The organism is Mesorhizobium sp. CA12, from assembly GCF_020165255.1.
GTDB lineage: Bacteria > Pseudomonadota > Alphaproteobacteria > Rhizobiales > Rhizobiaceae > Mesorhizobium.
On record NZ_JAIUHT010000007.1, the window covers coordinates 57,498 to 83,461 of the forward strand.

At 64.3% G+C, this 25,964-nt stretch carries 22 protein-coding genes; 10 read left to right on the forward strand and 12 right to left on the reverse strand.

All coding sequences use genetic code 11. The features are described from left to right. Positions 1–20: 20 nt before the first annotated feature. A complete protein-coding gene (locus LB520_RS13660; RefSeq protein ID WP_224637845.1) occupies positions 21–2,822 on the reverse strand; it encodes a [protein-PII] uridylyltransferase in 2,802 nt (933 codons plus the stop codon). Between the two features lie 185 nt (positions 2,823–3,007). On the opposite strand from LB520_RS13660, the gene LB520_RS13665 reads away from it, so the two are divergent. From LB520_RS13665 to LB520_RS13680, 4 genes are all read left to right on the forward strand, one after another. After that, a complete protein-coding gene (locus LB520_RS13665; RefSeq protein WP_224637846.1) occupies positions 3,008–5,512 on the forward strand; it encodes a heavy metal translocating P-type ATPase in 2,505 nt (834 codons plus the stop codon). 41 nt (positions 5,513–5,553) lie between these two features. Continuing rightward, entirely contained in the window at positions 5,554–5,943 is a 390-nt protein-coding gene (locus tag LB520_RS13670; protein ID WP_224545121.1) for a DUF305 domain-containing protein, read from the forward strand. Positions 5,944–6,032: 89 nt separating this feature from the next. Then, positions 6,033–6,878 (forward strand): aldo/keto reductase, encoded by an 846-nt coding sequence (locus tag LB520_RS13675; protein WP_224637847.1) that lies wholly within the window; start codon positions 6,033–6,035, stop codon positions 6,876–6,878. 32 nt (positions 6,879–6,910) lie between these two features. Further along, entirely contained in the window at positions 6,911–7,720 is an 810-nt protein-coding gene (locus tag LB520_RS13680) for an MBL fold metallo-hydrolase (protein WP_224527000.1), read from the forward strand. A gap of 9 nt (positions 7,721–7,729) precedes the next feature. Here LB520_RS13680 and LB520_RS13685 read toward each other — a convergent pair whose 3' ends face one another. The 3 genes from LB520_RS13685 to mutS form a co-directional block, all read right to left on the reverse strand. Continuing rightward, complete coding sequence (locus LB520_RS13685; protein WP_224526998.1) at positions 7,730–8,299, reverse strand: TetR/AcrR family transcriptional regulator; 570 nt, start codon at positions 8,297–8,299, stop codon at positions 7,730–7,732. A 64-nt stretch (positions 8,300–8,363) separates the two neighbouring features. Next, complete coding sequence (locus tag LB520_RS13690; protein ID WP_224526995.1) at positions 8,364–8,828, reverse strand: DUF1348 family protein; 465 nt, start codon at positions 8,826–8,828, stop codon at positions 8,364–8,366. Positions 8,829–8,905: 77 nt separating this feature from the next. Further along, a complete protein-coding gene (gene mutS, locus LB520_RS13695) occupies positions 8,906–11,638 on the reverse strand; it encodes a DNA mismatch repair protein MutS (protein WP_224526992.1) in 2,733 nt (910 codons plus the stop codon). A 166-nt stretch (positions 11,639–11,804) separates the two neighbouring features. On the opposite strand from mutS, the gene LB520_RS13700 reads away from it, so the two are divergent. Together LB520_RS13700 and LB520_RS13705 are read left to right on the forward strand one after the other, a co-directional pair. Continuing rightward, on the forward strand, positions 11,805–12,992 hold the full coding sequence (locus LB520_RS13700; protein WP_224637848.1) for a glycosyltransferase: 1,188 nt from the start codon (positions 11,805–11,807) through the stop codon (positions 12,990–12,992). 135 nt (positions 12,993–13,127) lie between these two features. After that, complete coding sequence (locus LB520_RS13705) at positions 13,128–15,407, forward strand: NADP-dependent malic enzyme (RefSeq protein ID WP_095766100.1); 2,280 nt, start codon at positions 13,128–13,130, stop codon at positions 15,405–15,407. A 102-nt stretch (positions 15,408–15,509) separates the two neighbouring features. Here the strand turns inward: LB520_RS13705 and LB520_RS13710 are convergent, their stop codons facing one another. The 3 genes from LB520_RS13710 to LB520_RS13720 all read right to left on the reverse strand — a co-directional run bounded on the left by LB520_RS13710 (position 15,510) and on the right by LB520_RS13720 (position 19,014). Next, a complete protein-coding gene (locus LB520_RS13710; RefSeq protein ID WP_140846668.1) occupies positions 15,510–16,673 on the reverse strand; it encodes a porin in 1,164 nt (387 codons plus the stop codon). A gap of 378 nt (positions 16,674–17,051) precedes the next feature. Then, complete coding sequence (locus LB520_RS13715; RefSeq protein WP_224637849.1) at positions 17,052–17,759, reverse strand: antitoxin Xre/MbcA/ParS toxin-binding domain-containing protein; 708 nt, start codon at positions 17,757–17,759, stop codon at positions 17,052–17,054. 262 nt (positions 17,760–18,021) lie between these two features. Then, on the reverse strand, positions 18,022–19,014 hold the full coding sequence (locus LB520_RS13720) for an adenosine kinase (protein WP_224628886.1): 993 nt from the start codon (positions 19,012–19,014) through the stop codon (positions 18,022–18,024). Positions 19,015–19,331: 317 nt separating this feature from the next. On the opposite strand from LB520_RS13720, the gene LB520_RS13725 reads away from it, so the two are divergent. Beyond that, the gene (locus tag LB520_RS13725; protein ID WP_411969526.1) at positions 19,332–20,216 is read left to right on the forward strand and encodes an EamA family transporter; all 885 of its coding nucleotides are present in this window, start codon (positions 19,332–19,334) and stop codon (positions 20,214–20,216) included. Positions 20,217–20,280: 64 nt separating this feature from the next. Beyond that, positions 20,281–20,976 (forward strand): sulfate transporter family protein, encoded by a 696-nt coding sequence (locus LB520_RS13730; protein WP_224637850.1) that lies wholly within the window; start codon positions 20,281–20,283, stop codon positions 20,974–20,976. On the opposite strand, the gene LB520_RS13735 is transcribed toward LB520_RS13730, so the two are convergent. The 5 genes from LB520_RS13735 to LB520_RS13755 form a co-directional block, all read right to left on the reverse strand. Continuing rightward, positions 20,973–21,779 (reverse strand): isocitrate lyase/phosphoenolpyruvate mutase family protein, encoded by an 807-nt coding sequence (locus tag LB520_RS13735; RefSeq protein ID WP_224628880.1) that lies wholly within the window; start codon positions 21,777–21,779, stop codon positions 20,973–20,975. The two genes, LB520_RS13730 and LB520_RS13735, sit on opposite strands and share 4 nt — an antisense overlap. A 79-nt stretch (positions 21,780–21,858) precedes the next feature. Beyond that, positions 21,859–22,647, reverse strand: a complete 789-nt coding sequence (locus LB520_RS13740) for a hypothetical protein (protein WP_224637851.1) — start codon at positions 22,645–22,647, stop codon at positions 21,859–21,861. Between the two features lie 130 nt (positions 22,648–22,777). After that, complete coding sequence (locus tag LB520_RS13745; protein WP_224637852.1) at positions 22,778–23,437, reverse strand: HAD family hydrolase; 660 nt, start codon at positions 23,435–23,437, stop codon at positions 22,778–22,780. Then, positions 23,438–23,923: a dUTP diphosphatase gene (dut, locus tag LB520_RS13750; RefSeq protein ID WP_224526966.1), complete on the reverse strand. Its 486-nt coding sequence runs from the start codon at positions 23,921–23,923 to the stop codon at positions 23,438–23,440. Between the two features lie 330 nt (positions 23,924–24,253). Continuing rightward, positions 24,254–24,724, reverse strand: a complete 471-nt coding sequence (locus LB520_RS13755) for an Lrp/AsnC family transcriptional regulator (RefSeq protein ID WP_095766090.1) — start codon at positions 24,722–24,724, stop codon at positions 24,254–24,256. A gap of 115 nt (positions 24,725–24,839) precedes the next feature. Here LB520_RS13755 and LB520_RS13760 point away from each other — a divergent pair, with 115 nt between their 5' ends. Both LB520_RS13760 and LB520_RS13765 read left to right on the forward strand, forming a co-directional pair. Beyond that, positions 24,840–25,094 carry a DUF6356 family protein gene (locus LB520_RS13760; protein WP_040994452.1) on the forward strand — a complete coding sequence of 85 codons (255 nt, stop codon included), beginning with the start codon at positions 24,840–24,842 and terminating at the stop codon, positions 25,092–25,094. A gap of 16 nt (positions 25,095–25,110) precedes the next feature. After that, positions 25,111–25,911, forward strand: coding sequence for a class II glutamine amidotransferase (locus LB520_RS13765; RefSeq protein WP_224637853.1), 801 nt, complete (start codon positions 25,111–25,113; stop codon positions 25,909–25,911). Positions 25,912–25,964 lie beyond the last annotated feature (53 nt).

The following is a 25,964-nucleotide window of genomic DNA, read 5'->3' on the forward strand; positions in this document are numbered from 1 at the left end:
AAAATTGCGTCAAATGGATGTCACTCGGCCGCCGCCTTGGCCTTGCCGTTACGTTCGGACGAATTGCCTTCAAGCGTATCGATCAGCCGCTTGTGGATGGTGGCGGTGCGCGTCGGGCTGTCGATCTTCTGTCCGGTCAGGTCGGTGACGTAGAACGTGTCGATGACCTTCTCGCCGAACGTCGTGATATGCGCCGAGGCGATGTCGAGCGACAGGTCGGAGAGCGTCCCGGTGATCTCGGACAGCAGGCCTGGCCGGTCCAGCCCCTCGACCTCGATCACCGAAAAACGGTTCGACAGCGTGTTGCGGATCTCGGCGCGCGGCGGAATCCGGAACGCCTTGGCGCCGCGCTTCGGCTTGGTGCGCTTCTCGATCATCTCGGGCAGCCAGCTCTTGCCCGAAAGCACGTCCTCGATCAGCCGGCCGACGCGCTCGGCGCGGCGGCGCTCGTCCTCGTCGCGGTCGAACTCCCTGGAGATCAGTATGGAATCCAGCGCGCGGCCGTCCGAGGTGGTGAAGATCTGCGCGTCGACGATGTTGCCGCCGGCCGCGGCACATGCCCCGGCAATGATCGAAAGCAGGCGCGGATGGTCCGGCGCCAGCACGGTGATCTCCGTCACCGCCTCGAACTCATGCGTCTTGACCATGGTGGCAAGCTTCTTGCCGGCCGCATCCGCCTCGCGGATGAATTCGGCATGACGAAGCTGATCGGCAAGGTCAACCGCCAGAAGATAATTCTCGTAGTGCTGCGCGACATAGCGCTTGCGCTCCTTCGCCGGCCAGGCAGACAGCGCCTCGGCCAGCCGCTCGCGCGCCGCGGCCGTGCGCTCGGCGCGCGAGACTTCCGAGAAGCCGCCCGTCAGGAGCAGTTCGGTTTCGTAATAGAGCGTGCGCAGCAACTGCCCCTTCCAGCCGTTCCACACGCCCGGCCCGACGCCCCTGATATCGCAGACGGTGAGGATCAAAAGCAGCTTCAGCCGCTCGGCCGATTGCACGATCGAGGCGAAATCCTCGATCGTCTTGCGGTCGTTGAGGTCGCGCGTCTGCGCCGTCATCGACATCACAAGATGGTTCTCGACAAGCCAGGCGACGGTCTCGGTGTCGGCGGCCGACAGCCCCATGTGCGGGCAGATGCGCCGCGCGATCCTGGCGCCGGCTTCCGAATGGTCTTCGGGCCGGCCCTTGGCGATGTCGTGCAGCAGCACCGCGACATAGAGCGCCTCACGGCTCTTTCTCAGGCCAGGCATCAGCGTGTGCGACAGCGGATGCACCTTCGCGCCGTCGCCGCGCTCGATCTCGGCCAGCACGCCGATGCAGCGGATCAGATGCTCGTCCACCGTATAGTGGTGGTACATCGAGAACTGCATCATGGCGACGATCTTGCCGAAGTCCGGGATCAGCCTGCCGAGCAGCCCCGCCTCGTTCATGCGCCTGAGATTGAGCTCGGCATTGCGGTCCGACGTCAGGATGTCGAGAAACAGCCGGTTGGCCTCCTCGTCGCGCCGGAGCGACTTGTTGACGAGCCCGAGCGAGCGGGTGAGCAGCTTCAGCGCGTCGGGGTGGAATTCCAATCCGTGCTTGTCGGCGAACCAGAACAGCCTCAGCAGGTTGACCGGGTCGCGCTCGAACACGCTGTCGTCGGCGATGTTGATGCGGTGGTTGTCGACGATGAAGTCGGAGGTGCCGGCAAGCTTGCGCTTGCGCCGCTGGAAGGTGAGGAAGATGCGGTTGAAGCCCGGCACATGCTTGGCCTGCTCTTCCTCGAGCGCCGCACAGAAGATGCGGGTGAGGTCGCCGACGTCCTTGGCGACGAGGAAATAGTGCTTCATGAAGCGCTCGACCGCCGACAGGCCGGGATGCGTCGTATAGCCCAGCCGCTCGGCGATCTCGCGCTGGATGTCGAAATGCAGGCGCTCTTCCGCCTTGCCGGTGAGGAAATGCATGTGGCAGCGCACCGCCCAGAGAAAATCCTCGGCCTTCTGGAATTCGCGATATTCGGCCTCGGTGAAGACGCCCTTCTCGACCAGTTCCTCGCCGGTGCGCACGCGGTAGAAATATTTGCCGATCCAAAACAGCGTCTGCAGGTCGCGCAGGCCGCCCTTGCCGTCCTTGACATTGGGCTCGACCAGATAGCGGCTTTCGCCGGCCTTGGCGTGGCGCTCGTCGCGCTCGGCGAGCTTGGCCTGCACATATTCCGGCCCGGTCGTGCGCACCACTTCGTGATCGAAACGGGTGAGCAGTTCTTCATAGAGCTTCTGCTCGCCCCACAGGAAGCGCGCCTCGAGGATCGACGTGCGGATGGTGATGTCGCCGCGCGACAGCCTGAGGCACTCGTCGATGTTGCGGGTGGCGTGGCCGACCTTCAGCCCCATGTCCCACAGCATATAGAGCATGTATTCGACGATCTGCTCGCCCCATGGGGTCTGCTTGTAGGGCAGCAGGAAAAGCAGGTCGATGTCGGAACCCGGCGCCAGCGTGCCGCGGCCGTAGCCGCCGACGGCAACGACCGCCATGCGCTCGGCCGCGGACCGGTTCTTGACCCGATAGACATGGGTGGCGGCGAAATCATAGAGCGCCCGGATCAGTTCATCCATCAGATGCGACAGCCGCTCGGCGCAGGCATTGCCGCCGCCGTCCTGCTTGAGCATGGTCTCGGCGATCTTTCGCCCTTCGGCCATCCTGGCCTTGAGCAGTTGGAGGACGGCCGTGCGGGCAGCCGGTCCTGAACCGTCGCCGGCGCTCGCCGCCGTCAACGCGGTCAAGTCGCAGCGCAACGCATCGCCATCGATGATTTCGTCGAGTTTCAGGGAGATCTTTGCCATTCGGCGGCGTCTATAGCCTGTTTTCGCGGCGCTGTGTATGGGGCAGGCGGCCGCGATTGCCATCGCGCAGAAGCGTAATCCGCAATCGCCCGGCCGATTTTCGCAAAAGTCGAAACCGGCTCTTGACCTTCCAGTTACTGGAAGGACTACCTCCGCCTCAATTCGAGAATTCCGAGGTATTGCTGATGACCCATTCCGACCACCCCCACCATCATGCGCATGGCGGCGGCTGCTGCTCTGCGAAGAATGTCGCGCCCGACACCGAAGCGGTGCTTCGCGACCCTGTCTGCGGCATGACGGTCGATCCGGCGGCCGGCAAGCCGACGGCCGAGCATGGCGGCCGCACCTTTCATTTCTGCAGCGAGCGCTGCCGCACGAAATTCCAGGCCGAGCCCGAGGGCTATTTGACGGCCACCGATCCCGTCTGCGGCATGAGCGTCGACCGCGCGAGCGCGAAGCACTTCGTTCGCCATGAAGGGCAGGGCTTCTATTTCTGCTCCGCCGGTTGCAAGGCCAAGTTCGAGGCGGAGCCGGCAAAATACCTCGCCGGCCGGCCGGAGCCCCAGCCGATGCCCAAGGGCACGCAATACACCTGCCCGATGCATCCCGAGATCATCCGCGACAAGCCCGGCTCCTGTCCGATCTGCGGCATGGCGCTGGAGCCGATGGGCGTGCCGACAGGCGAGGAAGGCCCGAATTCCGAGCTCGTCGATTTCACCCGCCGGTTCTGGGTCAGCGCGGTGCTCTCCGTGCCGCTCCTGGTCATTGCCATGGCGCCGATGCTGGGCTTCAGCTTCGAAACCCTCATCGACGGTCGCGCGAAGACCTGGGTGGAACTGGCGCTGGCGAGCCCGGTGGTTCTGTGGGCGGCGTTTCCGTTCTTCCATCGCGGCTGGGAATCGATCCTCAACCGTAGCTCGAATATGTGGACGCTGATCTCGCTGGGCGTCGGTGCCGCCTACCTCTACAGCGTGATCGCCGCCCTGTTCCCGGGCCTCTTTCCGCATCAGTTCCGCGGTCATGACGGCGCCGTCCCGGTCTATTTCGAGGCCGCCGCCGTCATCGTCGCGCTGGTCTTTCTCGGCCAGGTGCTGGAACTCAAGGCCCGCGAGCGCACCGGCTCGGCCATCCGCGCCCTGCTCGACCTTGCCCCGAAGACAGCGCGGCTGATCGGCGCCGACGGCTCCGAGAAGGACGTACCGCTCGACAGCGTCAAGTCGGGCGACCGCTTGCGCATCCGTCCCGGCGATGCCGTGCCGGTCGACGGCATCGTGCTCGAGGGTCGGTCGGCGATCGATGAATCGATGATCACCGGCGAACCGCTGCCGGTCGAGAAGACGGAAGGCGACATGCTCACCGGCGGCACGCTGAACAAGAACGGCTCGCTGGTCATGCGCGCCGAGAAGGTCGGCGCCGAGACCACGCTGTCGCGCATTGTCGAGCTGGTCGCCAAGGCGCAGCGCTCGCGGGCGCCGATCCAGGGTCTCGCCGACCGCGTGTCCTTCTATTTCGTCCCGGCCGTCGTGCTGGTGGCGGTCCTGGCCTTCATCGCCTGGGCGCTCGTCGGCCCCGAACCGAGCCTGATCTTCGCCATCGTCTCGGCGGTGTCGGTGCTGATCATCGCCTGTCCCTGCGCGCTCGGTCTTGCGACGCCGATGTCGATCATGACCGCGACCGGGCGCGGCGCGCATGCCGGCGTGCTGATCAAGGAAGCGGCGGCATTGGAACGTTTCGCCTCGGTCGACACGCTGATCGTCGATAAGACCGGTACGCTGACCGAGGGCAAGCCGCGGCTTACCGATGTCGTTCCGGCCGCGGGCATCGGCGAGAACGAGCTGCTCGGCCTCGCGGCCGCGCTGGAAAAGGGCTCCGAGCATCCGCTGGCCGAGGCGATCGTCGAGGGCGCTGCCGCGCGCGGCCTGAAGCTGGCCGACGCGGTCGATTTCGAAGCCATTACCGGCAAGGGCGTTTCGGGCACGGTTTCGGGCAGGAAGGTCGCGCTCGGCAATGCGGCGATGATGGCGGACCTTCGCGTCGCAACGTCAGCGGCCAATACCGAGGCGCTGCAGGCCGAAGGCAAGACGGCCATGTTCGTGGCTGTCGAGGGCAGTTTCGCCGGCATCGTCGCTGTCGCCGATCCGGTAAAGACTACGACGGCCGAGGCGATAAGGGCGCTGCACGACAAGGGGTTGCGCATCATCATGGCGACAGGCGACAACGAGCGCACGGCACGAGCGATTGCCGGCAGGCTCGGCATCGACGAGGTCCGCGCCGGGTTGCTGCCGGATGAGAAGGGCGCGCTGGTCGAGGAACTGCGTGCCAAGGGCGCCGGCGTCGCCATGGCCGGCGACGGTGTCAACGACGCGCCGGCGCTGGCCGGCGCCGATGTCGGCATCGCCATGGGCACCGGCGCCGATGTCGCGGTCGAAAGCGCCGGCATCACGCTGGTCAAGGGCGACCTCAACGGCATCGTCAGGGCACGCACTCTCGCCCAGGCGACGATCCGCAACATCCGCCAGAACCTGTTCTTTGCCTTCCTCTACAACGTGCTCGGCGTGCCGGTCGCGGCCGGCGTGCTTTATCCGCTTACCGGCACGCTGCTGTCGCCGATGCTGGCGGCGGCGGCGATGAGCCTGTCATCGGTCTCCGTGATCGGCAACGCGCTGCGGCTGAGAACGTTGAAACTCTGAGCAAGACCCCCAGATACGCAATCCAACAGAAGGAGACTTGAATGACCCTGGCCAAGAAAATCGTGCTGCTTTTGATGGCGGCCGGAATGCTGCTCGCCGTGTTCCTCGAAAGCGTGCCGGCCTCTTCGGAGGAGATGAAGCACGACATGTCCAAGATGGCGATGGGCGCCCAGAGCCCGGCCACCGTCGGCTACGAGAAGGCGATGAAGAAGATGCATAAGGACATGACGATCAAATACACCGGCAATGCCGATGTCGATTTCGTCCGCAGCATGATCCCGCATCATCAGGGCGCCATCGACATGGCCAAGGTGGTGATCGCCAACGGCAAGGACCCGGAGATACGCAAGCTCGCTGAAGGCGTCGTCACGGCACAGGAAGCCGAGATCAAGCAGATGCAGGACTGGCTCGCCAAGCATCCGGCGAAATAGTCACTGCGGGAAATCCGGGCGGCCAGCCGGCGTCGGTCTGGATTTCCAACTGTGGCTGTGCTGCGATCCAGCCTTACGCGGAGAACGCCATGCCCTCGTTGATCAGAACCTTGAAGCTGCCGTCGGGCGAAACCGTCCCGGTGCTTGGCCAAGGCACCTGGAAGATGGGTGAGGATCGACGGCGCCACGCCGATGAGGTCGCGGCGCTGAAGCTTGGGCTGGACCTCGGCATGACGCTGATCGACACGGCCGAAATGTATGCCGATGGCGGCGCCGAGGAGGTGGTGGCGCAAGCCATCGCCGGGCGCCGCGACGAGACCTTCCTGGTCTCCAAAGTGCTGCCCTCCAACGCCTCGCGCGCCGGCGTGAAACGGGCCTGCGAGAGCAGCCTGAAGCGCCTCGCCACCGACCGCATCGATCTCTATCTGCTGCATTGGCCGGGCAGTGTGCCGCTTTCCGAAACCGTGCAGGCGTTCGAGGCGCTAAAAACGGAGGGCAAGATCCGCCACTGGGGCGTCAGCAATTTCGACACGGACGAGATGGAGAATCTAGTCAGTCTGCCGTCCGGCGGCAATGTCCAGACTAACCAGGTGCTTTACAACCTGTCGCGGCGCGGGCTCGAATTTGACCTTGCGCCGTGGAGCCGGCAGCGCCGCATACCGCTGTTGGCCTATTCGCCGGTGGAGCAGGGCGCGCTGGCCCGCAATGCGCGGCTCGAGGCGGTCGCCGCCCGACACAACGCCACGGCGGCGCAGATCGCACTTGCCTGGATAATGATGCAGGACGGCGTCATCGCAATCCCGAAGGCCGGCCGCCAGGAGCATGTCCGCCAGAACGCCGCCGCGCTCGACATCGCTCTGACGGCGGAAGACCTTGCCGAGCTCGATCGCGCTTTCCCGCCGCCGACGCGCAAGCGCGGCCTGGAGATGATTTAGCCGAAAAACCTCGATCGGGCGGAGAGCAGGCATTGGAACGAATTTCAGCCGGACCTCATTACGCGACCTATAAAATCGGCGACTTGACGGTCACCTCCCTGCGCGACGGTTACGTCGACATGCCCGTCCGGAGACTGCGCCAGCCGGGAGACAAGCCTTTCGGCGACGATCTGCCGCCGCAGGTGCCGCTCTTCGACGGCGCGCTCCGATTGTCGGTCAATGCCTTTGCCATCGACGACGGCGAAGACATCACGCTGATCGATACCGGATCCTCGAACGCCTGGCGCCCGACGATGGGCTTTCTGCCGCAGGCGCTGAGCGAAGCGAAGATCGCCCTCGATCGGATACACACTGTCGCCTTCACCCACACCCACCTCGACCATATCCAAGGGCTCATCCTTCCGGATGGCGGGAACGGTTTCCCGCAGCTCTCCCGCTTGCTTGTCCCTCGAGCCGAGCTCGACATGTTCCGGTCGGAAGCGAGGTTGAGCCGCTTCCATGACCGAGCGCAGCCTCTGGATCCGGGACAGCACTTGAGTGCGAACATCGAGGCGATCGCCGCGCCGGGTCATGAAATCGGCCATACCTGCTTTCGTGTTGCGAGCCACGGCGAAACATTGCTGGCCTGGGGCGACCTTGTGCACGTGCCGTCGCTTCAGTTCGATCGGCCGGACATCACATGGGAATTCGACGCCGACCAGGAACAGGCGCGGATAACCCGGCTGCAGATATTGGCCCTTGCCGCCGACAATGCCTGGTGCGTTGCAGGAGCGCATCTCGATTCACCGGGCGTCGGCCGGATCTCCCGAACCGAGACAGGCTACCGCTTCGAACCTCTGTAGGAACTGGGGCTAGGTCTTGGCCGACAGCCCGAGCCGCGTGCGCAGCCGGCGCAGCGTACGGGAGAATACCCCGGCATCGTCAGCGGCACGGGCAAGGGTGAGCGCGCCCTGGACGGCGGCGACGGTTTCCTCCGCCAGTTCGACGGCTTCGGTTTTCCCATGCCCAAGTCGCGCCAGTGCATCGGCGAGGTGCGCGACCCAACGGCCGAAATAGTCCCTTATCTGGCTGGCGAAGAGGTCGCGGGATGCCTCCAGTGCGAAGGCGCCGATGAGACAGATCCGGCGCCCGGAGCGGAAGTAGCTGTCCGTCGCCGCGAGCATCTGCTCGATCCCGGCCGACGGATCGCCGCCGTCGCGCAGCGGCGCAAAGACATTGTCCTCGAACCAGCCGTCGATATGGGCAATGACGACCCTCGCCATCTCTTCCTTGCCGCCCGGAAAGAAGTGGTAAAGGCTCCCCTTGCCGAGCCCCGCCGCCTCGCCGATCAGGGCCAGGCTGGCGCCCTCATAGCCGTGCTCGCGGAAAACCTCGGCCACGATCGCCAGCAGCTGGTCGTGGTCCGGAGCGATGCGCCGCATGTTTAGTGTTCTTGTTCGAGCATGATCTTTTCCAAAACCGCTACACACTTTTTGGGGTCATGCTCTAAAGCCCGAGTTCCGAAAGGCCGGGATGGTCGTCCGGCCGGCGGCCGAGCGGCCAGTGGTATTTCCGCTCGCGCTCCGTGATCGGCAGGTCGTTGATGCTCGCCACGCGCCGGCGCATCAGCCCGGCCTCGTCGAATTCCCAGTTCTCGTTGCCGTAGGAGCGGAACCAGTGGCCGCTGTCGTCGCGCCATTCATAGGCGAAGCGCACCGCGATGCGGTTTTCATTCCAGGTCCAGACCTCCTTGATCAGGCGATAATCCAACTCGCGCGCCCATTTGCGCTTGAGGAAATCGACGATCTCGCCGCGACCCGAGATGAACTCGGCCCGGTTGCGCCATCTGCTGTCCTCGGTATAGGCGAGCGAGACCCGTTCCGGGTCGCGGCTGTTCCAGGCATCCTCGGCGAGGCGCGCCTTTTGCGCCGCTGTCTCGGCCGTGAAGGGCGGCAATGGCGGACGGCTCATGAAATCTCCTGTCGGTTCCAATCGTCGATAACCGACATTGTACCGACCGGTACAATCAGTCAAGGCCACGCCTGGTTCTACTGCTTCGTTGCCAGCCCCTTCAGCCGGTAGAGCGCCTCCAGCGCCTCGCGCGGCGTCATCTCGTCCGGATTGATCGCGCCGAGCGCTTCGCCCAGCGCATCGCTTTTGGCGGGTTTCGGCGCTTCGCGTTTCACCGCCACCGAAAACAGCGGCAGATCGTCGACCAGCCGATTGGTCTTGCCCGAGACTTCGCCCTCTTCGAGCTGGTGCAGCACTTCCTTGGCGCGGGCGACGACGGCTTCCGGCAGGCCGGCGAGCCGCGCCACCTGTACGCCGTAGGAGCGGTCGGCCGCGCCCTTGCCGACCTCGTGCAGAAAGACGACGTCGCCTTCCCATTCCTTCACCCGCATGGTGACGTTGTGAAGCCGGGGGAGCTTGCCCGCCAGCGCCGTCATCTCATGGAAATGCGTGGCAAAAATCGCCCGGCAGCGGTTCTTCTCATGCAGATATTCGACCGCCGCCCAGGCGATCGACAGGCCGTCGAAAGTTGCCGTGCCGCGGCCGATCTCGTCGAGGATGACCAGCGCCCGCTCGCCGGCCTGGTTGAGGATCGCCGCCGTCTCGACCATCTCGACCATGAAGGTCGAGCGGCCGCGCGCCAGATCGTCCGAGGCGCCGACGCGCGAGAACAGCCGGTCGACCACGCCGATATGGGCGCTTTGCGCCGGCACGAAGGAACCGGTCTGGGCAAGGATGGCTATCAGCGCGTTCTGCCTGAGGAACGTCGATTTGCCGCCCATATTCGGGCCTGTGAGCAGCCAGATCGCGCCGGCCTTGGCGCCGCCCTGAGGCGACAGGTCGCAATCATTGGCGACGAACGGGCCATCGCCGGAACGCCTGAGCGCCTGCTCGACCACAGGGTGGCGCCCGCCGGCAATTTCGAAGGCGAGGCTCGAATCCACCAGCGGCCGGCACCAGCCCTCGCTTTCGGAAAGCAATGCCAGCGCCGACGAAACATCCAGAGCCGCAAGCGCGTCGGCGCCGGCGCGGATCCGTTCGGCCTCGCCCACCACTTCCGCGGTCAGCCGGTCGAAAGCGGCGAGCTCGATGCTTAGCGCCCGGTCGGCGGCGTTGGCGATCTTCGATTCCAGCTCCGCCAGCTCGGTCGTGGTGAAGCGCATGGCGTTGGCCATCGTCTGGCGATGAATGAAGCGCGCCTTGGCGGCATCGCTGCCGGTCATGATCGAATGGTGATTGGCCGTCACCTCGATGTAATAGCCGAGCACATTGTTGTGCCGGATCTTCAGCGAGCGGATGCCGGTCTCTTCGATCAGCGAGCGCTCCAGCCCGGCGATCACCTTTCGCGATTCGTCGCGCAGCGCCCGCATCTCGTCGAGCTCGGCATTGTAGCTCGACCGCACGAAGCTGCCGTCGCGCTTGATCAGCGGCAGCTCGTCGTCGAGCGCTTCGCTGAGGTGGCGGGCAAGCGCCTCGGGCAAGGCCTTGATCGCGGCCAATGCCGCAGCGAGCTCGGCGGGCAGATCGGCCGCCGCGAACAATTCGGCGATTGCGCCGGCCGCCTCGAAGCCGGCGCGCAGCGCGCCCAGGTCGCGCGGTCCGCCGCGGTTGAGCGCTAGTCTGGACAATGCCCTCGGCATGTCGGCGACGCTTTTGAGGCTCGCCCGCAGGCCCTGACAGAGCCGCATCTCGGAACGGAAGAACGACACCGAATCCAGCCTGGCCCCGATTGCCGTTGGATCGGTCAGCGGCGCCATCAGCCGGTCGGCGAGCAATCGCGCGCCGCCCCCCGTCACAGTGCGGTCGATCGCCTTGAACAGCGAGCCGTCGCGGCTGCCGGACAGCGTACGCAGCAGTTCCAGGTTGGCGCGCGTCGCCGGATCGATGAACAGCGTCGAGCCCTGCTCCTCGCGCTCGGGCCGCGACAGCGGCGGCCGCTCCGCTTTCTGCGTTTTTTCGACATAGGCGATGGCGCCCGAGATCGCCGACAGCTCGGCGCGCGAGAAGGTGCCGAAACTGTCCGGCGTCGCGACCTCGAAGAAGCGCGCGATGCGTCCGGTGGCCGAGGCCGAATCGAACAGCGACGGCGGCTGCGGATTGGCGACGCGGCCCAGCACGTCGAACACGGGCCTGAGCTCCGGATCATGGAAAACCGGCTCGGCGACGATCAGCTCGCGCGGGTCGACGCGGAAGATGTCGGCAAGCAGCCGCTCGGCGCTCGTCTCCGCAACGCGGAAGGCGCCTGTCGAAATGTCGATCCAGGCCAGCGCGAAGCCGGCCTGGCTGGTCGCGCCTCCCTTCACGCGGCCAAGCGCCATCAGGAAGCTCGATTCCGAGGGCGCGAGCAGCTTGTCCTCGGTGATCGTGCCTGGCGTGACCAGCCGCACCACGTCGCGGCGCACCACCGATTTGGAGCCGCGTTTCTTGGCTTCGGCCGGGTCCTCGATCTGCTCGCACACGGCAACGCGAAAGCCTTGCGCGATCAGCTTCTGCAGATAGTCGTCCGCCGCATGCACCGGCACGCCGCACATCGGTATGTCATTGCCCTGGTGCTTGCCCCGCTTGGTCAAGACGATGCCAAGCGCCTGACTCGCCTTCTCCGCGTCGTCGAAGAACAGCTCGTAGAAATCGCCCATGCGGTAGAACAGCAGCGAATCCGGGTTCGCCGCCTTGATCTCGATGAATTGCTCCATCATCGGCGTGACGCCGGCCGTGACAAACGGTGCCGGTGCCGCCGTGGCGTTGTGTTCTTCCGGGGTACGCATATCCATCCCGGCACGCTAGCAGATGTGAGCGGGCGGTTTAATGCCGGCGGTTGCAAAAACGGGGGACGAGTGGGCCGTTGCTGCCATCGGCAGGACGGACGCGTAGGGCGTGTTGCCTCATGCCGGCGGCCGACATATGGATCGTTCGGGATCAGGAGAAGATAGCGGGGCAATGAAGAAGGACGGACACGAGACGTTCGAGGAGATGGTCGGCCCGGTCGGCTCGCCGCTCAGGCGTGTGCGGCTTCTTGCCACCAACCGTGCCAACCGCACCAGAACCAAAATCAAGGCGTGGGTGCGGACACGGTTTCCCTTCATCCTGCCGACACGCGGGCCGCTCTCCGGCCTCGACGGCGGCATCGACATACCCGTCCATATCTTCAGTCGCGATCCGTTGATCCTCTACATACCTGTCGGCGGCCGGCGCCCGCTTTACGCACTCGCTGCCCTCTGCCGGCGCATGGTGTCAGCGCGCGCTACCTTCCTTCTGATGCCGAACTGGACGCTGGAGAGGCCCACCGTCGTCGAGCAGATACGCAAGGATCTCGCGTGGTTCGCCGCGGTCTGCCCCCACCATGACCTGATCTTCCTCTGCAACACAGAGGAAGAGCGCCGTCTGATTGCAGGCGTTGGCGGCACAGCGATCTTCTCCAATCACAATCTGATGATTTCGGAAGACGTCTTCCGGCCGCTGCCGGACGTGCCGGTCGAGTACGATGCCGTCTACAATGGCCGCATCTCGCACACCAAGCGGCACCACCTCGCCTTCGAGATCGAAAGACTGGTCCATGTGACGTCCTCGATCGGCGAATTGCCGCCGGCCGGCGACCGCGCCTTCATCCGCCGGCTGCAGGCGCAATCGCCGCTTCACAGCATCGCCAATCCCCTCGTTGACGGCCTGCCCGGGCGGATGCCGCCTTACGAGGTCAACCGCGTCTACAACCGGGCCGCGGTCGGGCTCTGCCTGTCGGCGGTGGAAGGGGCGATGTATTCCAGCATGGAGTATCTGCTGGCCGGCCTGCCGATCGTCTCGACGCCGAGCATCGGCGGCCGCGACGTCTATTTCGATCCGGACTACTGCGTTATCGCCGAGCCGGAGCCGGCCGCAATCCGCCGCGCGGTCGAGCGACTTCGCGACCGCGCCATCCCGCGCGAGGAGATTCGTGGCCGCACGCTGGAAAGGGTGCGGGCGCAACGGCTGGAACTGATGGCCTATCTCTCGGCGCTTAAGCAGCGCATGGGAAGCAACGATCCGCCTTTCTCCGAATGGCCGTTCGCCGGGACCTCGGGGCTGACGCGCTGGGCCTCGGTACGCGAGCACCTGCGCGAGATTGCCGCGATCTCATCGGGCAAGATTTGACCGCTTGTCTCTGCCAACGGAGGAACAAAATCGCTGGATCGCTTGGCGGTTTACAGCGGCGGCGTGTAGCCTTAAGCGGGTAATTCAAAACAATGCGCCACAAGAGCGCGAAAAGGTGGGAGAAGCGTCAGCGACATGGCCAGGAAAACGGAAAGCAGCGGCCCCTCCGTCAGTCCCGAGGAGGCGCTGGAGTTCCACGCCATGGGACGACCCGGCAAGCTGGAGATCGTCGCCACCAAGCCTATGGCGACGCAACGCGATCTGAGCCTCGCCTATTCGCCGGGCGTCGCCGTTCCCGTGCGCGCCATCGCCGAGGATCCGAGCCGCGCCTTCGACTATACGACGCGCGGCAACATGGTCGCCGTCATCTCCAACGGCACCGCCATCCTCGGCCTCGGCAATCTCGGCGCGCTGGCCTCGAAGCCGGTGATGGAAGGCAAGGCGGTGCTGTTCAAGCGCTTCGCCGATGTGGATTCGATCGACCTCGAAGTGGCGACTGAGGACGCCGACGAGTTCATCAATTGCGTGCGCTTCCTCGGGCCTTCCTTCGGCGGCATCAATCTCGAGGATATCAAGGCGCCCGAGTGCTTCATCATCGAGCAGCGGCTGCGCGAGCTGATGGACATTCCCGTCTTCCATGACGATCAGCATGGCACGGCAATTATCTCGGCCGCCGGGCTGATCAACGCGCTGGAGATCACCGGCCGCGACATGAAGACCACAAAAATGGTCTGCAACGGCGCGGGCGCCGCCGGCATCGCCTGCATCGAATTGATGAAGGCGATGGGTTTTTCGCCGGAAAACATCATCCTGTGCGACACCAAGGGCGTGGTCTTTCAGGGCCGCACCGAAGGCATGAACCAGTGGAAGTCGGCGCATGCGGTCAAGACCGAGGCGCGCAGCCTGGCCGAAGCACTGGACGGCGCCGACGTCTTCCTTGGCCTGTCCGCCAAGGGCGCGCTCACCACCGCCATGGTGCAGTCGATGGCCAAGAACCCGATCATCTTCGCCATGGCCAATCCCGATCCGGAGATCACGCCGGAGGAAGTGGCCGAGATCCGCACCGACGCCATCATGGCCACCGGCCGCTCCGACTACCCAAACCAGGTCAACAATGTTCTGGGCTTCCCCTATATCTTCCGCGGCGCGCTGGATGTGCGCGCCACCACCATCAACGACGAGATGAAGATCGCGGCCGCCAGGGGGCTTGCCGAGCTGGCGCGCCAGGACGTGCCGGACGACGTCGCCGCCGCCTATCAGGGCAACCGGCCGAAATTCGGCCCCAACTACATCATTCCGGTGCCATTCGATCCGCGCCTGATCTCGGCGATCCCGCTGGCGGTGGCCAAGGCGGCGATGGAATCCGGCGTCGCCCGCAAGCCGATCCTCGATCTCGACCGCTATGCGCAGGAACTGTCCGCGCGCCGTGACCCGATCGCCTCGACCTTGCAGCGCATCTACGACCGTGTGCGCCGCCAGCCCAAGCGCATCGTCTTTGCCGAGGGCGAGGAGGAGCAGGTGATGCGCGCCGCCGTCTCCTATGTGAACCAGAGGCTCGGCACGGCGATCCTGCTCGGCCGCGACGACGTCATCAAGGACAATGCCCGCAATGCCGGCATCGACCTCAACAAGCCGGGCATCGAGATCATCAACGCCAGGCTGTCGCGCCGCAACGGCATCTACACCGACTATCTCTACGAGCGCATGCAGCGGAAGGGTTTCCTGTTCCGCGACTGCCAGCGGCTGATCAACAACGACCGCAACCATTTCGCCGCCTGCATGGTGGCGCTGGGCGACGCCGACGGCATCGTCACGGGTGTGACCCGCAACTATTCCACCGCGCTCGACGACGTGCGCCGCATCATTGACGCCAAGCCGGGCCACCGCGTCATCGGCGTCTCGATCGTGCTGGCGCGCGGCCGCACCGTGTTGGTCGCCGACACCGCCGTGCACGACATGCCGAACGCCGAGCAGATCGCGGACATCGCCGAGGAGGCGGCCGGTTTTGCCCGCCGCATGGGCTACGAGCCAAGGCTCGCCATGCTCGCCTATTCCACCTTCGGCCATCCGCAGGGCGAGCGTTCCGAGCGCGTGCAGGAAGCGGTGCGCATCCTCGACAAGCGCCGCGTCGATTTCGAGTATGACGGTGAGATGGCCGCCGACGTGGCGCTGAACCCGCGCGCCATGGCGCAATATCCGTTCATCCGACTGACCGGCCCGGCCAACGTGCTGGTGATGCCCGCCTTCCACTCGGCCTCGATCTCGACCAAGATGCTGCAGGAGCTCGGCGGCTCGACCGTCATCGGCCCGCTGCTGGTCGGCCTCAACAAGCCGGTGCAGATTGTGTCGCTGAATGCCAAAGACAGCGACATCGTCAATATGGCGGCAATTGCAGCTTATACGGCGGGCAACTGACGAAGGCGTTTGCTGACGAGGCGTTTGCCCACATCGCCAACGTTTGGAATTGGAAAAGGCCCGCGGCGATGCCGCGAGCCTTCCCTGAGATCGCCAGTCCGATCAGAAATTGCGCTGGAAGCGAACGATGCCGCCGACGCTGTTCTTCTTGTCGGCCTTGGTCCAGTCGACGACATTGGTGTCACCGATCCCATCGTCAAACCTGCCGAAATGGTCCCAATCAACTTCGCCTGTGATCGTGAAGCCCGGAACGATGCTGTAGGCGATGTTCGCAGCCACGGCGTAGTTCTTGTCGTCGTCAGCCGAAGCCTGGAGGTTGAACGAAGTCTTGGCGTCGAACTTGTAGGTGCCGCCACCCCAGACAGCCCAGTTGCCGCCCCACGGCTTGTAGAAGCCGCGGCCATGGGTGTTGATGGCGTTACCCGCGTCGCGGAAGTTATCGTCCGTACCATAGCCGCCCATGATGAACAGCGTCAGTTCCTTGGTGACATTGACATCCAGGCGAACCTTGCCGGCCACTTCTTCGTAGTTGCTGTCATAGGCAACGACGCCGGTGATCGCACCCCAGTCGCCCTTATACTTCAGACCGCCGACGACATGCGGAACGTAGCTGTCGATCGTGCCTGCGATAACGCCCGTACCCGTGCCGGTAGCAAGACCTGTAACGTCCGATCCTTCTTCAAGGGAGATCACGCCCGAGAAGCCGCTGCCAGCATCGAAGTAGTAGCTGACGACATTGGTGTCCTTTATGCCGTACGGGATGGTCGTGTCCTGGATGACGTTGCCGGCATAGCCGATGAACGAGTCATAAGGCGTCTCGTCCTTGCCGACGCGCAGCCCGCCGAGCTGGATCCAAGCGAAGTTCAGCGTTGGCGTGCTCGTCGGGCCACCATTCTTGAAGTTGAAACGCGTCTCGGTATAGGTCTTCAACGTGCCGAGCTCGGTCTCCTGGCCGGTCCAAGTCTTCAGGTTAAAACGGGCGTTCTTGTTCCAGCTGTTCTGCGAGTCGCCGTCCTGAACGTCGGTGGTCTTGCGGCCGTCGAAAGTGCCGACGTCGCCGAAGCCGGCGTCATAGCGGATGTAGCCGCCGACGCGCAGGCAGGTCTCGGTGCCGGGGATGTAGAAATAGCCGGCGCCATAGACGTCGCAGATCTTCACGTATTCGGCCGGTTCCGGCTCGGCTACGGTGACCGCGTCGGCGGCGCGGGCGCCCGAAACTGCGATCAGAGCCGCAGCGGAGCCGAGTAGAAGGCTCTTGATGTTCATTTTCTTGAATCTCCAGTCAAAGGTTCAAGACAGGCCTGACGTGCCGTTCGGCTTTGCCACCCCCGTCCCCATCGTTGAAAAAGCGCGCGCACCGGCGCCGCTTCTTCGCCTCGGACATGGCCTAATCGTTGGCCTCACACAACAGGGATTATGCCGGAAAGGCTGCTTTTTGAACTCTTGTGGAAGTCTTGTTGCGCAAATATCACGTCACATAAATGTAAAGATGGGACATTCTGAACAATAAGTACAATCGGAACGTAGGATAACCTGAAAAATGTGCCAAATGTGCCGATTGTTACAGTTTTATGACGGACGATTTGCCGGATAAATTTCTAAGAAAGCCGAGAAACACAGAAAAAAGACTTCGCGCAACAGGAGTCAGGATAGAGTGCGGGCGGCGCGGATGACGTCCTCGACCATGTCTTCCCGTAACATCTCGATGGGGATGCGGCCGTCGAGCTCGGGCGAGGGTCGGGTTAGCCAAAACCAGGCAAGCCTCGGATTGGCGATCGTCGAAAGCACGCCGCTGATCCCCGGAACCGGCCTGCCGTCGACGAACTGGGCCAATGGGAAGACATGTTTGCGCCCGCCCTTGCGCAGCGCAATGACCTCGCCGCGCCTTTGCCAGCGATGCAGCGTCGACCGCGGGATACGGAGCTTGTCCTCGAGATAGGTGGAGCCGGCGACTTCGCCGGCCCAATCCTCGATCAGCATCGACTGGAGATCCGCGGCGCGCTCGGCGATATGCGGTGCAATCGGCCTTCCTGCTTCCGGTTTCGGCGGGGGCTCGAAGCTGCGGTCGGGGAGGGTCGAATCCCCGCTCGCTATCTTTTCCGCAATTTCGCGGAGAAAATCGGAGGCAAGGCCGGTCCAATCGCCCTTGAAGGAATCGATTGCAAGGCGCTGCGCAGATGGCAGGAAGGGAAGGGCAGCGGCCACATGGCCGGCAATCTTGCCGGCTGAAGTCAGCGCCTCGGTGTCAAGCAGGACGCCCTGCTGCGTCAGCGCCTGCTGCACCGCCTCGGCGACCAGGCCTGCCAATGCCTCTTGTGAAATCCCGTCGGACGAGTTCTGGAATCTGGTCATGAATCTGTCTTGCGGTCCGCGCTCCTCCCAGGCGCCGGCCGATGCTGAAATTCTTATTGCGGAAAGCAAAAACTGCGGCGGCAACGAACGCCGCGGCCCGGCAGGTTGCTGGCATGCATCTTCACACCCCTGGTTTAGCGTGCCGCAATGTCAGTCACAGTACGCCTCAGTTTGCGTGTAGGAGCGCTCTATGACAGGGGCGCGACAGACAAGCCGGTTTTGACCCTGTTGGCGGTGACGCGACGGTACTTATTGGGCAGCTCTAAAGAAGCCCCACTTGCTCTGCCTCGCGACGCAGATTCTGGCGCGGGCGCGGGCCGATCTGCTGGATCACCAGCCCGGCCGACAGCGAGCCGAGATCGCCGCAGTCCTTGAGGCTGCGGCCGGTCGTGTAACCGTAAAGGAAGCCGGCAGCGTAGAGATCGCCGGCTCCGGTCGTGTCGACCAGTTCCTTGATCTTCGTCGCCTGGATGATGACGGTCTCGTCGCCGCGCACGATGACCGAACCTTTTTCAGAACGAGTGACGGCGGCTATTCTGCAATCCTTGCGGATGGCGGCGAGCGCCTCCTCGAAGGAGGCGGTCTGGTAGAGCGACTTGATCTCGTGGCTGTTGGCAAAGACGATGTCGACGATGCCCGAACGCATCAGCTCGAGAAACTCGTCGCGGTAGCGGTCGACGCAGAAGGAATCCGACAGCGTCATCGACACTTCGCGGCCCGCCGCATGCGCCAGCTTCGCTGTCTGCCGGATGGCCTCCTTGGCGCGCGGCGGATCCCACAGATAGCCTTCGAAATAAGTCACCTTGGCGCCGGCGGCCTTGTCGGCCTCGACATCCTCGGGGCCAAGCTCGACGCAGGCGCCGAGATAGGTGTTCATCGAACGCTCGCCGTCGGGCGTGACGAAGATCATCGAGCGCGCCGTCGGCGGCTCGCCGTTGAGCGGTGCGGTATCGAAGGCCACGCCCTGGGCGTGGATGTCATGGGTGTAGATCTCGCCCAGCGCGTCGTTCGACACCTTGCCGAAGAAGGCGGCCCGTCCGCCGAGGCTGGCGACGCCGGCCGCGGTGTTGCCGGCGCTGCCGCCGGAAGCCTCGATCGCCGGGCCCATGCGGCTATAGAGCAGTTCGGCGCGCTTGGCGTCGATGAGGTTCATCGCGCCCTTGATGATGCCGTTGGTCTCGAGAAAAGCTTCGTCGCACTGCGCGATGATGTCGACAATGGCATTGCCGATGCAAAGCACGTCATATTCCGGCATCAAAATCTCCGCCAAGGGCTGCCCGGCTATCTGGCATGCCGGCCGGGCGCGGGTCTAGCGACTTGGCATTGCTTTGCCTACCCCGAAAATCGCCATTGTTTGCGAAGCGCCGGCTGCGGCAGCGTTCGTGTCGAACTGGCCCATATCGACCGCGGCCTTCACCGCTAAGGTTTCACGGCGATCGAAACATTTCCGCGCCGCCATGGGCTAGAAGCAATTCCAGGAAAAGTGAGTGGCGGTATTCCGTCAGCAATTGCGTAACAACAAAGCGGATCGTTCCCGCAGCAGAAGGCGCAGAAATGTCCGAGAAGAGCGAAATGTCCACCGAACTGGCGCTGCTCGGCGTCCTGGCGGTGCTGTGGGGCGCTTCCTACACCTTCATCAAGATCGGCGTCGAGACGATCCCGCCTGTGACCTTCATCGCCGCCCGGACCTTGATCGCCGGGGGCATTCTCTTCACCATCATCTGCTGGCGCGGCCTTGCCATGCCGGCCGATGCGGCAGTATGGCGCCGGTTCGCCTTCCAGGCCTGTCTCAACAGCGTCGTGCCGTTCACGCTGATCGCCGCCGCCGAGCGCTCGGTCGATGCCGGCCTCGCCACCATCCTCAATTCGACGTCGCCGATCTTCACCTTCCTGCTGACGGCATTGATCACGCGCCATGAGCCCGTAACGGCGCGCAAGCTGCTCGGCGTCGGCGCCGGCATCGTCGGCATCTGTCTCATCATCGGCACGCAGGCGCTTGGCGGGCTTGGCCATCAATTGTGGGCGCAGCTTGCGATCGTCATCGCGACGGTCTCCTATGCCGGCGCGGCGATCTTCGGCCGCGGCTTCAAGGGCCTCGATCCGATGATACCCGCCGCGGGTTCGATGCTTTGCGGCGCCGCCATCCTTGTGCCGCTGAGCCTGGTTGTCGACCGGCCATGGACGCTTGCGCCGTCGGGCGCATCGATCCTGGCCCTGCTCGGCCTGTCGGTCTTCTCGACGGCGCTGGCCTTCGTCATCTATTTCCGCCTCATCCACACGCTGGGCTCGGTCGGCACCACCTCGCAGGCCTATCTGCGCGTGCCGATCGGCGTCGGCATCGGCGCCGTCTTCCTCGGCGAAAGCCTCGGACCGGCGGCCTGGCTCGGCATGGCCTTCGTCGTCGCCGGCGTCGCGGCGATGACCATTCCGGCCAGACAGGCCAGGCTTGCGCAATAATTGCGCCTGGCATCCAGCCTGCTTATCTGCGAAGCGTCTTTTTCGATGAGGGATTGAAGACGCTGTGATCCTCGACGCCGCCCGCGCTGCCGCCAGCCGGTTGTTCTCTCCCGAATTCCGCTCCGTCTTTCTAAAGACGCTGGGGCTGACGCTGCTCGCTCTGCTGGCGCTCTGGGTCGGTTTGGAGAGCCTGCTCGAATGGCTGGCCTGGCCATGGCTGCAAACGCTGCTTCCAGGCCTGCCGTCCTGGGCCGGGTGGCTGGGCGGCATCATCGCCGGCATCGTTCTGGCTGTGGGGTTGGCCTTGCTCATCGCGCCGGTGACCGCGATCGTCGCCGGCCTGTTCCTCGATGATGTCGCCGAAGTGGTCGAACGTACCGACTACCCCAACGATCTGCCCGGCCGAGCCGTGCCGGCGCTGCATTCGCTTGCGCTGGCCCTCAAATTCTTCGGCGTGGTCGTCCTCGGCAACATCGTCGCGCTGCTGCTGTTGCTGGTGCCGGGCATCAACATTGCCGCGTTCTTCATCATCAACGGCTATCTGCTGGGCCGCGAATTCTTCGAGTTCGCCGCCATGCGGTTTCGTCCCGAGCCCGAGGCCAAGGCGTTGCGCCGCAAACATGCCGGCACGGTGTTCCTGGCCGGGCTGGTCATCGCCATGTTCCTTGCCGTGCCGCTGCTCAACCTTCTGACGCCGCTTTTCGCCGCCGCCATGATGGTGCACCTGCACAAGGCGGTTTCGGCGCGGGAACTGCTTTAATCGGTGCCGCCGCGGAACAGCGCCTGCAGCTTGCCGAACGGCATCGCCGCCTGGGCGAAGCCGAAGGTGCCGTCCTGCTGGATTTCGCGCGCCGCCGTCTCCAGCATGCCATAGGCGAAATTGGTCAGCCACGGTCCGAGCGAGATGCGCTTGGCTCCGGCCGTGGCAAGGTCGGCGATGGTGAAGCCGGGTCGGGCCATCACATTGACCGGCCGGCTCACCGACGAGCAGATCGTGCGCACCATTTCGACGTCGCCGATGCCCGGCGCATAGAGCACGTCCGCGCCGGCTTTCTCAAAAGCCTGAAGCCGCTTGATGGTGTCGTCGAGGTCTGTCTTGCCCCACAGGAAATTCTCGGCCCGCGCGGTGAAGACGAAATCATGCTTGAGCGCCCGGGCCGCCTCGACAGCGGCAGCGACGCGCTCCGTCGCCAGCGAGAAATCGTAGATCGGATTGCCAGGGTCGCCGGTGTGGTCCTCGATCGAGCAGCCGGCGAGACCGGCGGCTTCGGCCGCGAAGATGGTTTCGGCCGCCTGTTCTGGGCTGTCCCCCTTGCCGCGCTCCAGATCGGCCGAAACCGGCAGCTCCGTCGCGGCCGTCACCTCGCGGCAATGATGGATCATGGCTTCGAAGGTCACGGCGCCGTCCGGCAGGCCGCGCGAGAAGGCGAAGCCGGCGCTGGTCGTCGCCAGCGCCTTGAAGCCGAACGAAGAAAGAAGCTTTGTCGTGCCTATGTCCCAGGGATTGGGCATGACGAAGGTGGAGGCGTGCAGATCGCGAAAAATCTTGCCCTTGTCGTCCATGGCAGGTCCTCAATCATGAGTTGGGTCGTGCGGGGAATTTATAGCGACCGCTTGAACCGGGCAAACGAATGCTTCCGGCTCAGAAACGTTTGGCGTTTTCTGCTGACAATTTCTCGAAAGCGTCGGAATTGCTTGCGTAACGCGATCTGGCTTTATTCCAGCGATAGGTGACGGAAATGTCGTGCGAGACCGCCTTGGGCGCCGGCTCCTCGCAACTCTCGCCGCTCGGCTTGGTGGCATCGGTCACCGTCACTTTGATCGCAGCGTAGGGTTTGTCGCCGCCGAGCGTCCGGAAGGACAGGTCCTGCGTGCGCTTGTAGGCGCAGACATTCTCGTCGAACGTGTTGATCTGGTCGATAGGCTCGAAGCGGTCGTCGCGGACGAGGATCAGGATCGTGCCGACATAGCCCTGGTTCGAATTGAAATGTGTGCTCATGGTGATGAGCGCGTCGTCGCCCGCACTGATCGGGAGTTTTCCTGGATCGCGAAAATAGGTGCTCCGGTCGGTTCCGACATTGACGGCGTCGAGCAGCCTCGGCTTGCCGGTGAGATCGTAGAGCGCCAGCGCGGCAAACCCTTCGGCGCTGTCCTGCGCCTGGCCGAGGTCTAGAAGTATCGCCAGCCGGTCCTTGCCGCCGGCCTTGATGGCCAGCACCGCCGCATTCGGCAGGTTGACGGCCTCGGGCGGCGATCCGCCGTCGTCGCCGCCGAGGATGTCGCGCATCTCGATCGGCGCGCCGCCTGTGTAGAAACCGTCGCTGCCGGACTTGAGATCGGGCACGATCATTTTGGCGAGGTCGAAATAGGTGACGTCCTGGTGCCCGGGAACGGCGGTGTTCAGTTCCGGAAAGCTGACGGCCTGGGCCATCGCGGCCGCGCACACGCATGGCAGCAGCAGGCATGCAAATATGAAACGGCATAAGGTGGAAATCACCGGCCGCGCCCCCTCGGATGCGCTCACGCTAGCACGGCGCGTTGCGATGCGCAGCCGGGTGCGATCAGCGGATCGGCACGAGCCCGGCAAGGTCGCGCATATCGTCGAACAATATGCCACCAGCCGCCGCCAGGCCGTCGCGATCGGAGAGCGGATCGGCGTAATAGGAGAACACCCGCATGCCGGCGGCAATGCCGGCTTGGGTACCGGCGACGCTGTCCTCGATGACGATGCAGTCGGCCGGCGGGAAGCCCATCGTCCCTGCTGCATGCAGAAAGAGGTCCGGGAACGGCTTGCCTCGGCTGACCATGGTGGACGAGAACATCGCATGCTCGAACAGCGGCAACAGCCCGGTCTGGCCCAGCGTGATGTGCATCTTCGCGACCCGCGCCGAAGAGGCGACGCAATAGGCGATGCCCGCGGCCCGCACCTTATCGATGAAGTCGCGCACATAAGGGATCGCTTCGACCCCGTTTGAAAAAAGGTCCGGCAGGCCGGCATTCCAGCGCTCGACGAAGTCGGCGCCGAGCCGCACCTCGGTCGTCTCTTCGATCTCCTTCTGCACCGAGGCCATGCTGCGGCCGGAGAAGTTCTTGCGGCAATATTCGAAGGTGGTCGTAAACCCGGCGACGGTCAGCCATTCGGCGAGGCGCCTGTTGGCGAGGTTCTCAGTGTCGACCAGGACACCGTCGCAGTCGAAGATAACGAGCTTGGGGACTGCCATTCAAGCGGTGCCGGTCGACCCGAAGCCGCCTGCGCCGCGCGCCGTACCGCCGGCCAATGCTCTTTCCTCGACCGCAACCTGGGTCACGGCCGCGAAAACGATCTGGGCAATGCGCATGCCGCGCGTCACCGAGAAATCCTCGTCGCCGAGATTGACCAGCAGCACCTTCACCTCGCCGCGATAGTCGCTGTCGACGGTGCCGGGCGTGTTGAGGACGGTGAGCCCATGCTTGAAGGCGAGGCCCGAGCGCGGCCGCACCTGGCCTTCCATGCCTTCCGGGATTTCCAGGACGAGCCCGGTCGGCACCAGCGCGCGTTTTCCCGGCAGGATGAGCAGCGGCCGGTCTTCCGGCACCGCGGCGCGCAAATCCATGCCGGCGGCGCCTGAGCTCTCATAGGCAGGTAGAGGCAGGCCTTCGCCATGCGGAAGCCTGACGAAACCGACGGTGGGGCCGATGACGGAGGAAGAATGGACAGCCGTGCGCATGAAATCGATCCTATCGGCGCGTGCGGCGATTCGGTCAACTCGCCCGCCATACTATCAACGGCTTTCTTTCTGGCGTGACTATGGCCTCGCGGTCTACTTTGGCGATTGGCGAAAACACTCGTCACTTCGTCATCCACGGGCGGAGCAAGGAGCGAAGCGACGCGGCGCAGACCCGAGGATCCATTCCGTGACCTCAAAGCGTCGCAACGGTGCAGAATTCTGCTCCGCCGCAGTCTCTGATCGAGGTAACGGAATGGATCCTCGGGTCTCCGCGTCCGCTTCGCTCCCGCTCCGCCCGTGGATGACGAAGTCGCGGAGGCCTCGGCCTATCTAGCGCAGTTCCACCGGCACCACGGTCGTCTCCTTGATCTCCTCCATGACGAAGGAGGCCGAGACGTCCGACAGCGCCACTTTGGCGATCAGCCGCTGGTAGAGGCGGTCATAGGCCTTCACGTCGGCGACGCGGGCCCTCAGCACATAGTCGAGGTCGCCCGACATGCGGTAGACGCCGGTGATCTCGGCAAAGCCGGTAACCGCCGCGCGGAATTTCTGCAACCAGTCCGGGTCATGGTTGGAGGTGCGGACCAGGATGAAGACGGACAGCCCAAGCCCAAGCTTGTCGGCATCGACCAGCGCGACGCGGCCGGTGATGACGCCATCCTCCTCCAGCCGCTTGACACGCCGCCAACAGGCATTGCGCGACAGCGCCACCCGCTCCGACAGCTGGTCGACCGACAGCGTGCCGTCGCGTTGCAGCTCAGCCAGCAATCTTCGATCAATCTCATCGATTTCCGTCGCCATGTTGGGATGAATGTCCCACAAAACATCGAAAAGCAAGGACCATTTGGGACCAATGAACCAAAGCCGTATGGCACGATACTCATTATCGGGACTCATCCCGGCAGGAGGGATCACCATGACGACACGGTTTACGGCACTGTTCACGGCTCACCCGGAGAAGGTCGGCGAGACCTATTTCGGCCATATGGCTTTCGCCGCCTGGTTCTGCTCGCGCCTGTCGATGGCGGCGGGCGCCGCGCTCGTTCACGCTTTCTTGCCATTTCTGTTCGAGACTACGGCCAGCCGAATCGTTCGCGAGCTCTATGAGCGCACGCACAACAGAGGCTCGCACGCGGTGAAGGAGCCAAAGGCTCTCCTGGACCGCGCCTGATAGATGGTGGAAAGCGATGTGCCGGTGGGCGGCCTATCTTGGTGAAGCGGTCTTCCTCGAAGACATCATCACCGCGCCCTGCCATTCGCTGATCGCCCAGAGCCACTGCGCCCAGGAAGCCAAGTCGCCGACCAATGGCGACGGCTTTGGTCTGGCCTGGTATGGCGACCGGCCCGAGCCTGGACTCTACCGCGACATCCTGCCGGCATGGTCCGATCCCAACCTCAAGAGTCTCTGCCGGCAGATCAAGTCGGGCCTGTTCCTCGCCCATGTGCGCGCTTCGACCGGCGGCGCCACCAGCCGCATGAACTGCCACCCCTTCGTCTCCGGCCGCTGGTCGTTCATGCATAACGGCCAGATCGGCGGCTTCGAAAGGATCCGTCGCGCGCTGGAGAACACGCTCTCCGACGCGGTCTTCGATCAGCGCGAGGGCACCACCGATTCCGAGCTCTTTTTCCTCTTGATGATCGACCAGGGACTGGCGACCGACCCACATGGCGCGGTGTCGCGGGCAACCGGTCGCGTCATCGAAGCCTCCCGCCGGGCCGGCGTCGAGCCCTCTTTGAAACTGACGGCGGCCTTTTCGGATGGCGAGGCGCTGTACGCCGTCCGCTATGCCACCGACAGCCATGCGCCGACGCTCTATACCGGCGCCTTCGCGAAGCGCGCCGGCCATTGCATCGTCTCCGAGCCCTTCGACCGCAACGGCGGCGAGTGGCAGGCAATCCCGCCATCGAGCTTCGTCACCATGACGAGGGGCGGCACCGGCATCCGTCCGTTCGCGCCGGCGGCGGCCCCGCTGGCGCTGGTCGGCTGAAGCAAGATCCAGGCTGCCGGATTCAGGCAGAGATCAGCAAAACGTAAGCGCGG

Coding starts and splice junctions, on each gene's coding strand:
- LB520_RS13685 (WP_224526998.1), bottom strand. CDS start 8,299: ATGCGGCGCATCGCTCCGGACCACGACCAGCTGCTGGCGATCGTGGCC.
- LB520_RS13710 (WP_140846668.1), bottom strand. CDS start 16,673: ATGAACATCAAGAGCCTTCTACTCGGCTCCGCTGCGGCTCTGATCGCA.
- LB520_RS13660 (WP_224637845.1), bottom strand. CDS start 2,822: ATGGCAAAGATCTCCCTGAAACTCGACGAAATCATCGATGGCGATGCG.
- LB520_RS13740 (WP_224637851.1), bottom strand. CDS start 22,647: ATGGCCCAGGCCGTCAGCTTTCCGGAACTGAACACCGCCGTTCCCGGG.
- LB520_RS13760 (WP_040994452.1), top strand. CDS start 24,840: ATGACGACACGGTTTACGGCACTGTTCACGGCTCACCCGGAGAAGGTC.
- mutS (WP_224526992.1), bottom strand. CDS start 11,638: ATGGATATGCGTACCCCGGAAGAACACAACGCCACGGCGGCACCGGCA.
- dut (WP_224526966.1), bottom strand. CDS start 23,923: ATGCGCACGGCTGTCCATTCTTCCTCCGTCATCGGCCCCACCGTCGGT.
- LB520_RS13745 (WP_224637852.1), bottom strand. CDS start 23,437: ATGGCAGTCCCCAAGCTCGTTATCTTCGACTGCGACGGTGTCCTGGTC.
- LB520_RS13690 (WP_224526995.1), bottom strand. CDS start 8,828: ATGAGCCGTCCGCCATTGCCGCCCTTCACGGCCGAGACAGCGGCGCAA.
- LB520_RS13720 (WP_224628886.1), bottom strand. CDS start 19,014: ATGCCGGAATATGACGTGCTTTGCATCGGCAATGCCATTGTCGACATC.
- LB520_RS13700 (WP_224637848.1), top strand. CDS start 11,805: ATGAAGAAGGACGGACACGAGACGTTCGAGGAGATGGTCGGCCCGGTC.
- LB520_RS13670 (WP_224545121.1), top strand. CDS start 5,554: ATGACCCTGGCCAAGAAAATCGTGCTGCTTTTGATGGCGGCCGGAATG.
- LB520_RS13715 (WP_224637849.1), bottom strand. CDS start 17,759: ATGACCAGATTCCAGAACTCGTCCGACGGGATTTCACAAGAGGCATTG.
- LB520_RS13665 (WP_224637846.1), top strand. CDS start 3,008: ATGACCCATTCCGACCACCCCCACCATCATGCGCATGGCGGCGGCTGC.
- LB520_RS13705 (WP_095766100.1), top strand. CDS start 13,128: ATGGCCAGGAAAACGGAAAGCAGCGGCCCCTCCGTCAGTCCCGAGGAG.
- LB520_RS13765 (WP_224637853.1), top strand. CDS start 25,111: ATGTGCCGGTGGGCGGCCTATCTTGGTGAAGCGGTCTTCCTCGAAGAC.
- LB520_RS13675 (WP_224637847.1), top strand. CDS start 6,033: ATGCCCTCGTTGATCAGAACCTTGAAGCTGCCGTCGGGCGAAACCGTC.
- LB520_RS13755 (WP_095766090.1), bottom strand. CDS start 24,724: ATGGCGACGGAAATCGATGAGATTGATCGAAGATTGCTGGCTGAGCTG.
- LB520_RS13725 (WP_411969526.1), top strand. CDS start 19,332: ATGTCCACCGAACTGGCGCTGCTCGGCGTCCTGGCGGTGCTGTGGGGC.
- LB520_RS13735 (WP_224628880.1), bottom strand. CDS start 21,779: ATGGACGACAAGGGCAAGATTTTTCGCGATCTGCACGCCTCCACCTTC.